The 10,500-nt window shown below is 57.0% G+C and carries 9 protein-coding genes; 5 read left to right on the top strand and 4 right to left on the bottom strand.

Annotation, left to right across the window (positions count from 1 at the left end):
- Positions 1-55 precede the first annotated feature (55 nt).
- Positions 56-5,062, bottom strand: coding sequence for a PAS domain S-box protein (locus ACSQ22_RS22260; protein ID WP_436131567.1), 5,007 nt, complete (start codon positions 5,060-5,062; stop codon positions 56-58).
- Positions 5,063-5,724: 662 nt separating this feature from the next.
- On the opposite strand from ACSQ22_RS22260, the gene ACSQ22_RS22255 reads away from it, so the two are divergent.
- Positions 5,725-6,096: a DUF6527 family protein gene (locus ACSQ22_RS22255; protein WP_436131566.1), complete on the top strand. Its 372-nt coding sequence runs from the start codon at positions 5,725-5,727 to the stop codon at positions 6,094-6,096.
- Here the strand turns inward: ACSQ22_RS22255 and ACSQ22_RS22250 are convergent.
- From ACSQ22_RS22250 to ACSQ22_RS22240, 3 genes are read right to left on the bottom strand one after another with little or no spacing between them, the layout of a single operon-like run.
- Positions 6,080-7,447, bottom strand: a complete 1,368-nt coding sequence (locus ACSQ22_RS22250; protein ID WP_436131565.1) for a ThiF family adenylyltransferase — start codon at positions 7,445-7,447, stop codon at positions 6,080-6,082. The two genes, ACSQ22_RS22255 and ACSQ22_RS22250, sit on opposite strands and share 17 nt — an antisense overlap.
- Positions 7,444-7,833, bottom strand: a complete 390-nt coding sequence (locus ACSQ22_RS22245; RefSeq protein WP_436131564.1) for an E2/UBC family protein — start codon at positions 7,831-7,833, stop codon at positions 7,444-7,446. Before ACSQ22_RS22245 ends, ACSQ22_RS22250 begins: the two co-directional genes overlap by 4 nt.
- Before the next feature lies 1 nt (position 7,834).
- Positions 7,835-8,101 carry a multiubiquitin domain-containing protein gene (locus ACSQ22_RS22240; RefSeq protein WP_436131563.1) on the bottom strand — a complete coding sequence of 89 codons (267 nt, stop codon included), beginning with the start codon at positions 8,099-8,101 and terminating at the stop codon, positions 7,835-7,837.
- A gap of 122 nt (positions 8,102-8,223) precedes the next feature.
- Between ACSQ22_RS22240 and ACSQ22_RS22235 the strand changes: the two genes are divergently transcribed.
- The 4 genes from ACSQ22_RS22235 to ACSQ22_RS22220 are packed head-to-tail and all read left to right on the top strand — an operon-like array spanning position 8,224 to position 10,470.
- Positions 8,224-8,436, top strand: a complete 213-nt coding sequence (locus tag ACSQ22_RS22235) for a ribbon-helix-helix protein, CopG family (protein ID WP_029414014.1) — start codon at positions 8,224-8,226, stop codon at positions 8,434-8,436.
- Positions 8,433-9,053 (top strand): GNAT family N-acetyltransferase, encoded by a 621-nt coding sequence (locus ACSQ22_RS22230; protein ID WP_436131562.1) that lies wholly within the window; start codon positions 8,433-8,435, stop codon positions 9,051-9,053. Before ACSQ22_RS22235 ends, ACSQ22_RS22230 begins: the two co-directional genes overlap by 4 nt.
- On the top strand, positions 9,050-9,544 hold the full coding sequence (locus ACSQ22_RS22225) for a helix-turn-helix domain-containing protein (protein ID WP_436131561.1): 495 nt from the start codon (positions 9,050-9,052) through the stop codon (positions 9,542-9,544). The genes ACSQ22_RS22230 and ACSQ22_RS22225 overlap by 4 nt, the downstream gene beginning before the upstream one ends.
- Positions 9,541-10,470: an ImmA/IrrE family metallo-endopeptidase gene (locus tag ACSQ22_RS22220; protein WP_436131560.1), complete on the top strand. Its 930-nt coding sequence runs from the start codon at positions 9,541-9,543 to the stop codon at positions 10,468-10,470. Before ACSQ22_RS22225 ends, ACSQ22_RS22220 begins: the two co-directional genes overlap by 4 nt.
- Positions 10,471-10,500 lie beyond the last annotated feature (30 nt).

The raw sequence follows: 10,500 nt of genomic DNA, 5'->3' as shown, positions 1-10,500 counted from the left end.
GGCGTGTGGGGGCGAGTGAGTGCCAATCGCTTCTTGGCCAAACTCACCTTGAGATCTAGGAGTGTCCATCAAATTTTCGAGGACCGAACGTGGAAGCAATCACGCCCGACAGCATGCGGCTTGCCTCCGCGAAATCCAGGCGGTTGACCGCTTGGTGCAAGGTGTGGACTGCCTCGCTGCCCATCCACTGCTTCAGTTCTGGAACCAGTGCTTCCACCTCCGTCAGGGCCGCCAGGTCTTGCCGGTTCAGCAATTGCAGGAACATATGGATGCGTTGATGGCTGGCCTCGGAAAGGTTGCTGGTTGCGGGCGTCTGCGTGGGCGCCTCAGCGGAGGTAGCGGGCTCGGTGGCCTTGCTCCTTGCGGCCAGCACGCTTTCGAAATCAGCTTGCAATTGACCCAGTGTGACGTTCAGCGACTGCAGCAGGCCCACCACATCTGGCGGTACGGTCGCTCCAGGATGCCAATCGCTTTGGAGGTCCCGTAGCTGTGTTTCCAGCTCTGCCGTCAGGGCGTTTACGGCTCTTACACCAAGCATACCTGCTGATCCGCGCAGCTTGTGCACGCGCGCCAGCAGCTCGGAAAAGGCTTCTGGGGTGTCGCCGTCGCTCAACAAAAAGCCAGCACTGCAGTGATCGTGCACCATGCGCCGCATCAGTTCGAGGAACAAGTTTGAATCACCCTGCAGTAGCTTCATGGCGTATGTGGCGTCAATCCCTTCTATCTCGGGCCATGGGGTGCCAACCGCCTGAGGGGGCGGCGACACACTGTCGGTCGCCTTCAGGGGCGAACTCCGCGCCTCGCCGACGTGGGTGTGCACTGTGCGCACCAGCAGGGTGGGGTCCAGCGGCTTGGTCAGGAAGGCATTCATGCCCGCAGCCTCTGCACGCCGCCTTTCTTCGGACAGCGCGCCCGCTGTCAGAGCAATGATGGGCAGGTGGGCCAGGCCCAGGTCCTGGCGGATACGCGCCGTGGCTTCATACCCGTCCATCACGGGCATCTGCACATCCATCAGCACTGCATCGAACACGGTGGAGCCGGTACCTTGCGTGGCCGCCACTGCCCGCACTGCCTCCTGTCCGTTCGCGCAGGTTTGCACCGATGCACCTTCCTTCTCCAGGAGCCTTCGGGCCACTTCCAAGTTGATGTCGCTGTCATCCACCAGAAGAATGCGCACGCCCTGCAGCCATTGGCCTTGCATCACATCCAGACGGGACACTCCAATGACGTGGTCGTATTTACCAGTCAGTGCGGCGACCGAGGCGTTAACCGCATTGAAGAGGGTGGACGGATCCACCGGTTTGGTCAGGATCCGATTGACGATGCCATGGATGTCGGCGTCTGCTACCTTGCCCCGCTCGTGAGCCGACACAATCAGGGTGGCAGGTAGAGACACTGTGCCTAGGCGATCAGCCAGCGTCTGTAGCGCCTCGATGCCGTCCATCCCAGGCATTTGCCAGTCCACCAGCAATGCGTCGGGCAGCGGCTGGTGGGCATCGATCAGATCTTGCACCTTATGGACCAACTCCGTACCGGAGGCCATGGGGATGGCGCGCCAGCCAAACGCATGACACATAGCCACCAGGCCCTTCAGATCAATGTCGTTGTCGTCGGCCACAAAGATGGTGAGCTGGTCCTGGCGGGATGTTGCCTGCAGGGGCTCGCTGTCTTCGTGCGGTACCGCAAAAGGCAATGCCACCCAGAACGTGCTGCCCACACCCTCGGCGCTGGTCACACCCACGTCTCCTCCCATCAGCTGGCTCAGTCGCTTGACGATGGACAGCCCCAGACCAGTGCCGCCAAAACGGCGGGTGGTCGAGGCATCGGCCTGCGCAAACGGCGTAAAGAGATTTTTCAGTGCAGTCTGGGAAATGCCAGTTCCGCTATCCATCACCGAAAACTTCAGCCAGGTGCGGTCATCGCTGGTCAGCGCAGCCGGGTGGCGTTCTACCTGCAGCAGCACAGAACCCCGCTGCGTGAACTTGATGGCGTTGCTCACTAGGTTGGAAAGCACCTGGCGCAGTCGCGTTGGGTCGCCCAGCAATGCCGCAGGGCATGTATCCAGACCCTGCACGTCCAGGGTGATGCCTTTGCCCGAGGCCTGCGGAGCAAACAACTGAACCACTTCAGACACCAGGTCTGCCGGGCTGAAGCCCACGGACTCTGTGGTCATCTCTCCGGCCTCTATCTTGGAGATGTCCAGCACGTCATTGATGATGCCCAGCAGTGACCGCCCTGCAATCTGCAGCTTGCCCAGCAGTTGTCGCTGATCGTCATTGAGTGGGGTGTCGGCTAGCAGATGCGCTACACCCAGCACCGCGTTCATGGGGGTGCGGATCTCGTGGCTCATGTTGGCCAGAAACATGCTTTTGGCTGCGCTCGCGGTTTCGGCAGCCGCCTTGGCATGGCGCAATGCGCTGTCCTGGCGGTAGCGTTCCGTCATGTCCTGGGCAATGCCAAGGTGCCCCAGGATATTGCCGTGCGTGTCGCGAATGGTGTTGACCGACAGTTGCACGGGCAGATGCTTCCCATCTTTTCGCACATAGGTCCATTCGCGGGTCTCGAACCCCAGCCTTTCCGCCTCTTGCACGAATACCCGGAAGCCTTGCACCGGGTGTCCATAGCGCTCGGTCAGTTCCTTGCCGTAGGCCTCGACCTCCTCCATCAGGTGCAGCGGGGCGGGCGAACTGACGCCGACCAGCTCGTGCGCCGCGTACCCCAGCATTTTTTCCGCCCCGGTGTTGAAGAGGGTGATGATGCCGTCAGGGTCCGTGGCAATGATCGATTGCTGGGTGGCAGCATCCAGAACACCGCCCAGCATGGCCACCGCACGCTGGAGTTTCTCCTCTGCCTCCTTCATCGGGGTCACATCCTGGTGGGTGCCATACATCCATTGCGGCGCTCCCTCGGGCGTGCGCGTGGTGACCCGTCCTCGGGACTGGACCCACACCCAGTGCCCTTCTCTGTGGCGCATGCGCACCACACTTTGGTACTGGGCATCTTCACCGCGAAAGTGGCGCTCCAGCAGTTCTTGCGCCTGGGCCAGGTCGTCGGGATGGCTGTGTTCGGTCCAGGTTTCAATGCGGGTAGGTTGAAGTTCTGCTACGGAGTAACCGATGATCTCCGCCCAGCGTTCATTGATGGTGATGGTGCCGGTCTGCACATTCCATTCCCAGGTGCCCACGTTGGTGCCCTCGATGATGGACGCCAAGCGCTCGCGTTCCCGGGCAACGGCCAGGCGGCTTTGCGCAACGTCGGTGATGTCGTGCACGATCACATAAAAGCCCCGGACTTCTCCGTCCACCACGTCGGGAAGATAGTTTGCAAGCGAATGCCGGTCGCCTTCCCCGCCAACTCGGGGAATCGTGCGCTCGAATTGCTGCACCTCGCCGCGCAGGGCACCTTCGATGTACGGACGGTTGCGCTCAAAGAGTTCACCGCCTAAAAGCGTAGACATGTGCTTGCCAGAAAGGCCAGCAGGATCGACGCCAAACCAATCCCCGTAAGCCCGGTTGGCCACGCGGTTGCACAGATTCTTGTCCCAGTAACCGATCATGGATGGCACGGAGTCCAGAACGGTCTGCAGATCGCGACGTGCCGTCTCCAGTTCTGCGGTGCGGTCCTTCACCTGCTGCTCCAAGCTGTCTGCCAGGTCACGCATCTTTTGCTCAGAGCGCAGCCGCTCACTGATGTCGCGCACCAGACGCGCAATGCCGATGATTTCGCCATGAGCACCGCGGATGGCTCCTGCTGTGATGGAGACGGGCGTGAGGACCCCTTCTTTGGTCATCAATGTCGTATCAGCGGGCGCTGTTTCGGCATTGGCGTGCACTTGGTTCACCAATTGGGCGGCTGTTCTGCGTTCCTCCACGGGCGTCATTCGCTCCAGCAGTGACTCGCCTAGCGCTTCGCTACGCGGGTAACCCAACAGCCTCTCGGCCGCGCTGTTCCAGATGATCACCCGGCCATCGTTGGATTCGCCAATGATGGCGTCCGCGGAGTTCTCAACGATAGTGGCCAGTTGAGCCTGCTGGATGAGGCTTTTGCGTTTTCGATCCTGGCCCAGCTGGATGGCTCCAACCAGCATCGCCAACAGCAAGCTGATTCCCAGCGAGGCAGCCAGCACGGTACTCTCGGGTAAAAGGTTCAGGTTCCCTACAAACCCTGGCCTCGCAGACATTTCAATACGCCACAGGCGCCCGTACACCTCACGTTCCACGGACTGGCTCATCACAGCCCTTTGCAACGGCTGTGCATATTTACTGTTAAACACCGCCTCGGGTTGAGCGGGGTTGGACATGTCGGTGATGGTGAGGTCGTATTGAAGCTGCGCCAAATCAAAGTCGGCCAGAACCTCGCTGAGCGCCAGTGGGGAATAGCTCCATCCGAAACCGTTGGATTCGCGTTCTTCGAGGGTGTCTGGTGTGACGCCGCCTCGATAAATAGGTAGTAAGAACAGCAGCGATTTCTGGGGGTCACCAGAGGCTTGTACGAGCGTGATGGGGCCGGTAATGGTTGCCTTGCCCGTCTGCAAGGCAGACTGGGCCGCCTGTCTGCGGTTTGTCTCTGAGCCGATGTCAAGTCCAATGGCGGCACGATTGCGCTGCGCAGGCTCGATGTACTCGATCACAAAGTGGTCGCCCTCGTGCCCGTTCAAAGTCTTGATGGCAAAGTCCGGGCGACCGTCGGCACGCCGTGCCTGCAGGTAGTCGTCCATTTGAGTCTGTGGAACACGACGGATAAAGCCGAAGCCGCGTGCCCCTGGGAACTCTGTATCAATGTCACGGGTTTTGCTGTACTGCTCAAACAGGCGATTGTTAATACCGTTCTCGCCCGCCGTGAGAACCGTGCCGCGCGCTCCACGCAGGCCGTATTCGTACAGGTGCATCCGGTTCTGCAGCCGCTCCACCACTTCTAACGAATGTGTTTCAAATGCCAAATGCGCTGTGCGTGAGTTACTGTCGGCTTGCCACCAAGTGAGCAGAGCACTTGCCAGCGTGCCCAGGAACAAGGTAACTGCCGTCCAGGCGATGACAGGTGTCGCGAAGTTGTAGAGGCGCATGGGGGAAGGACGGGTTGCCGTCGGGGCTGACACGGCCAAGGCATGGTTCGTGACTCAATGTCGTCACAATAGCGCAGTCCCCGGGGTTGCCACAATACGTACGCGCCCTGTTAGACCGGGCGACAACGTGTTCATTCGACCTGTGTGTTGAGTTTCATGATCTTGTCGGGTAGTCGGGTGACCGTTTTGATTTCAAAGCATGCCCTTGAGCCAGACGAAGTGGTTCACGCCGACAAGTAGCGAGTCGGGTCAAATTGTTGGGGATTTCGATCGTGAAACGGCTAAGCAAGACGGATGGCGTTGAGGGACCAGTATTGGCGGTTGCTGCCGTTTAGACGCTGGACTGAGAATGACCTTCGGTCAACCTATAACCGCAGCGCCAGTGGTCGGTTCTGCAGCGGTTGCGGTCGATCAGCCCGTGTCGCCTGAAGATCCGCAGACAGTCAGAAGCGGACGTTTGATTGCAACCATGATCCCACTCAAAATCGATGCAGCTACTTGCGATTTGCACCCTCAGGGGCGGAATGCACCTCATTGCTGGAGATTTCAGAGGTGCTTCAATCTTTCATGGGATGCGGCTTGTTCCGTGGGGTCGTCTATCCTCACTACATCATTCGATGTCAGTGTTGCAATGCGCCTATCGATAACCTAGTGGACGAAAAATGTTGAGACGCATACTGCAAATCATTGCCGGATGGTTTAGGCTGGGCAACGGATCAGAGGCTGCCAAGAGTCCTGAAGAGCAAGCGTTTGTGCTTCAAACTTTCGAAGACCGACGCTCAGCGACGGCCGCAGCTTCACGTCCAGGAGTTGCAGCTCTGGTCCAAAGCGGAGAGCGAGCGAAGTGGCTTCTGATGCTGTGCCCCTGTGGCTGTGGGCAACAGATCGCCTTAAACCTAATGTCGAGCCACTCGCCGAGGTGGGAAGTGAAGATCCTTTCTAAAACCAGCTTCTCTGTCCATCCGTCCGTCGATGCAACAAGTTGCGGTGCTCACTTCTGGCTCCGGAATGGTCGGGTCATTTGGTGTCAGTAGGCCATACCAATTCGAGAAATGGCTCAGTATCACCTCGGCCCCAGAATGAGTGGTCATCGCAAACGCAGCCATCTCGCGGTTTGATCCGATTGGTGCGCAATCGAGACTGGTCAAGTGCAAGCAATACTTCAGAAGAATGTCGTTCGCTTCCCATGAAGCCAGTCAGGCGGTGCAGAAGCTCCATCACGGCGGCGCTTGCTGTCGCGGAAGTAAAAGCGATCACGGCAGGCGCCGGTTCGTCAAGTTCAGGCGCGTAGCCATCACGCACTTGTCGCTGCCGATCTTCTTCCGAAAGCGCTTCAATACGGATGGCTTCTGCTGTGATACGCCCCCGACAAAAGAGACAGGCCTCACCAGGCAACAATGTCGTAACGCGGCCGTGGACACCAGAAATGCACCCATCTTTAGAGTCGACAAGAACTCCAAGGTCGAAGACAGGGGTGGAGTACCGATTTGCTAGCTGCACTAGGATTGCTCTTGGCAATTCCTTATCAGTGCATCCAAACACAACGTCACACTCTCTTAAACGCCGTGCTGTTTCTTCATGGCTGATGTGCCTTGGAATCGCTTCCACAATGGTGTTGAGCCCGATCTTGTCGAGATGCTCCTTGAGCATCTCAACCTTCAACCTCCCGTCGTCTTGCAAGGACGAACCATAGACCCGGTTGACATTGGTCTCCGCAAATCTATCTCCGTCGAAAAGCCATAGGCTCCCAACACCGAGACGGTAGAGTTGCTCAGCAACAGGAGACCCCGTGCCGCCCACTCCGACAATACCGATTCGGAGTCGTCCTAAAAGACGCTGAATATCTGGCCCGAAGGCCCTCACTTGCCGGTCAAAGAACGGCTCTACGGCGTCCCCAGAGTTGGCCGCCCAACTTCGAATGCGGTCACCAACAACAATGACCTCGTCGACCGCCACCTGATCCGGCATGTACATACGCCCTTGAATATGGTGTTCCGTCAGGACTAGCGTGCCATGAATTCGCCCTGGGACGCGCGCCTGAAGAAAAGGCAGCAGTCGTGCCTCTTCTCGATCATCTTGCTCCGAAAAATCAGGCACTCCCTCGGGATGCGAGTGCGCGAAAACGACACTTAGTTCTTCATATCGGGCGAGCTTAGCAACGCGCGTTAGCGCTGGCGATGCGATAGTTAAACCATACCGCTCTCGCCGTAGGTAGTCCTCGTCGGCGACTGGTAGCACCGCATGAACGATGAGCTTCACAGTGCCTTGGGAAACGGATTGGCCACACAAGAGAAAGGCTGCACCTTCAACGCCTGGCCGGTCGAAGAGTTTTCGTCGCAACTCTTCGAGCTGAGATTCAAGCATGACGATTCGCGTTGCAGTCATGATCTTGCGGCTCCTTGCAACTCGCGTTGAATAAGCGTGAAGTAGGACCGTAGGCTATCGACTCCAGGTCGCCATCCACCATTGAGGTGTCGAGAAAAGCGTTGCCAGGACCGCCCGAGATGGGACTCCATCACTTCCGATGCAGGCGCAAACTGACCGCTTGCTACCAAGCGAATTGGTGGATCGCAGTACCACATGTCCAGCGGTGTCATGGGGTACTGAGGAGGGATCCTAATCATGAGTTCGGTAGCCGCTGGCGTGAAGCCACCTGCTGCTACGCTGAAATTCTTCACGATGAGGCATGCAGCACCCTGAGGATCGGGTAGCAGCTCCCAATCCAAGCCACGCTCATTCAGAAACTTCACATCGCGCGCAGGCAGTTCCATGTCACTTCCCCCCTGGGTTGATCGTGCTCGGTGCTGTGTAGAAATGCGAGCCAGGCTTGACTTCGTAGGTTGCCTCTGGATGGATCAGCTCGTCATCCTTGGGGCCAGGGACTTCTAGCCAAAGGTCCCGATCTGCCGGAACAGGAACCAAGGCACGTAGTTGTGCCCCGGTGCAGGGGCTTGCAGGCAAGTCGTACTTAACGTCATCAATAAAGATTGGAATGACACGAGGACGCTTCTCCGACGAGTCATGTGTGGTGGATTCCATAGGTCTCATCCTTTCAAGTACATGAGACGAAATATAGCCACAAAATAGCTAAAAAGCAATTGTTTTTGCATTGCTCACTAGCTAAAAGAGCGGTATCATTTCTACAACATCTGGAGATCTCTGTGAATGCCAAGCGAACGATGACTCTCAACTTGACTGAGCCTGAGATGGCTGTACTGGAGGCACTGTGCGAAGAGAAAGATTTGAGCAAGACGGCTGTCCTTCGCCAGGCGCTACGCCTCTATCAACTGGTGAACGCTCGTTTGAAACAGGGAGAGAAACTCTTTTTCGAGGACGAGATGGCCAAGGAGAAGAAGGAAGTGGTCGTGTTGTGAGTGAGCACCATCTTGTCCCTCTGAAAGCTGCTGATGGCAGCATTGTTGATGCAGTGCTCCATGAGCGTGTTGATGCAGGATACGGACTCAAGGTAGACAGCAACTGGAAGGCACATCTGGCAGCCGAAACGGTTCGCGCCGTGGCCGAAGGGCGAGCGATTTCGCATCTTGAGCACGGACATTGGGAGTGGGGCGAGAAGATCAAAGAATCTGCCCATCTGTTGTCGTGCCCAACCCTCGCCATCGAATACGCGAATGAAACGCAAGGGCTGATGTTGGTTCAGACTGACGGCCATTTCGGCAAGTTGCCACAACAAGTCGACAAGCCCTTGGTGTATGTCGTCTACTTGGCCACAGCGCCTTGGAATCTCCGGGCTCTCGGCGCAATGCCGCGCTTTTCGGGTGTTGGATTGGTGATGCTGCACGCGGCGATCCAAATGAGCATTGACAATGAATTCAAAGGCCGCATCGGCCTTCACTCACTGCCCCAAGCAGAAAAATTTTACGAAAGGCAAGGTTTTCAGTGCCTCGGCGTAGACCTCGAAAAGGAGGGCCTCAAATACTACGAACTCAGCTCGCAAGCTGCTAGCGAGTTCATTGGCAGGAGCACACTATGAAATTACAAATTTCACGCGAATGGCTAGAACACAAACTCCAGCAAGACGATGACGCGAACGTCGGTGCGGGAGGTACATCCTTGGAACAATTTAAGAAGGATGTGCAGCAGCGGACAGTTACCCCTGCAGTTCTTGCCAAGGTGCCGACTGAGTTGGGCCAAGTCGTTAGATACGTCAGAGAGCAACGAGGTTGGTCTAGATCCGAGTTAGCTGACCTTGCCGACGTGGATGAGTCCGAAATCAATGCACTCGAAACCCAAACTCACTATGACCCGACTCCGCGAACTGTTGGGCAATTGGCGGATGCCTGTCACTTCTCGAGAGTTAAGTTTGCGGAACTAGCTAACCATCGCCTAGAAATTGCGGCAAACGATGGCGTTGTTCGCTATGTCGCAAAGTCAAAGGGGACCGATGCTGTATCTGATGATCAGTATGAGTTGATCCGCGCACTCGTTGAGGTATTGTCTCAAGGGGGAGAGCCTACGAGATGAACAACATTTTCCTGGATGCGAGGACGGTCCGCGACATCGACAAGGTGGTTGACCGAGTGCATCTCGAGCTTGGCTACAAAGATGGTGCCATTGATCTGCGAGATGTGCGGGAGGCCTTGAGATTGGATCTGAAGTACTACCGTCTTGATGATCCTGGGCTGCTCGACGAGGTTGTTCATAAGTTAACTGTCGGAGCAAAACAAGTGATCGCGCGACCAGGTTTACTCGTGGAAGCCGTCAGGACGTTCAACTTAAGTGCCCTATTTTTGCCAGATCGTAAGCGGATCTTTGTCGACCAAAGTGTTCCCGAACTTAAAAAGCGCTGGTATGAAACGCATGAAATCGCGCATAGTTTGATTCCATGGCACGCTGACTATACGCTTGGCGACAATCGGAGCACGCTTTCGCAGGGATGCCACGAACGCATTGAGGCCGAGGCAAACTACGGCGGCGGGCGGCTTCTCTTTCCAAACGAAGCCTTCACGCACTGTCGGCTGTCAGGCCCAATGAGCGTGGGGCGGGTGCGAGAAATCGCAAAACACTTCGGCAACACTATCACGAGCACTCTTTGGCGCTGTGTAGAGCAGAGCGACGAGCTCATGTTCGCTGCAATTGGGGAGCATCCCCGACGCCCGCGAGATGACAAGCCGGTCGTCGAGTATTTCATCCGATCGAAGACGTTTGAGACGCAGTTCCCAGGGGTCACTGACGTGGATGTTTGGAACTGGATGGCCAGCTACTGCGTCGGTAGAACGACCGGCCCTCTCGGTACAACAGAGATCCCTGTCCAGGACAGGAATGGGCAGTCGCACATCTTTCTCATCGAATCGTTCAGCAACGGGTATAACGCATTGACCATGGCAAGGTGGCTACGAAAGACTCCCGCAATAGTCTCCGTGAATCGCTCCGGCTTCTGCGGAGGCTAGTTGATTTCAGTCAGACGGTTGCCAAGACTA

It is taken from the genome of Acidovorax sp. LjRoot38 (assembly GCF_964252975.1).
Taxonomy (GTDB): domain Bacteria; phylum Pseudomonadota; class Gammaproteobacteria; order Burkholderiales; family Burkholderiaceae_C; genus Acidovorax; species Acidovorax facilis.
This window is presented reverse-complemented; position numbering and strand designations above follow the sequence as displayed.

What these genes read in the sequence shown, in the direction of transcription:
- ACSQ22_RS22240 (WP_436131563.1), bottom strand. Translation starts at nt 8,101, where the DNA reads ATGGAATCCACCACACATGACTCGTCGGAGAAGCGTCCTCGTGTCATT.
- ACSQ22_RS22255 (WP_436131566.1), top strand. Translation starts at nt 5,725, where the DNA reads ATGTTGAGACGCATACTGCAAATCATTGCCGGATGGTTTAGGCTGGGC.
- ACSQ22_RS22220 (WP_436131560.1), top strand. Translation starts at nt 9,541, where the DNA reads ATGAACAACATTTTCCTGGATGCGAGGACGGTCCGCGACATCGACAAG.
- ACSQ22_RS22260 (WP_436131567.1), bottom strand. Translation starts at nt 5,062, where the DNA reads ATGCGCCTCTACAACTTCGCGACACCTGTCATCGCCTGGACGGCAGTT.
- ACSQ22_RS22250 (WP_436131565.1), bottom strand. Translation starts at nt 7,447, where the DNA reads ATGACTGCAACGCGAATCGTCATGCTTGAATCTCAGCTCGAAGAGTTG.
- ACSQ22_RS22245 (WP_436131564.1), bottom strand. Translation starts at nt 7,833, where the DNA reads ATGGAACTGCCTGCGCGCGATGTGAAGTTTCTGAATGAGCGTGGCTTG.
- ACSQ22_RS22225 (WP_436131561.1), top strand. Translation starts at nt 9,050, where the DNA reads ATGAAATTACAAATTTCACGCGAATGGCTAGAACACAAACTCCAGCAA.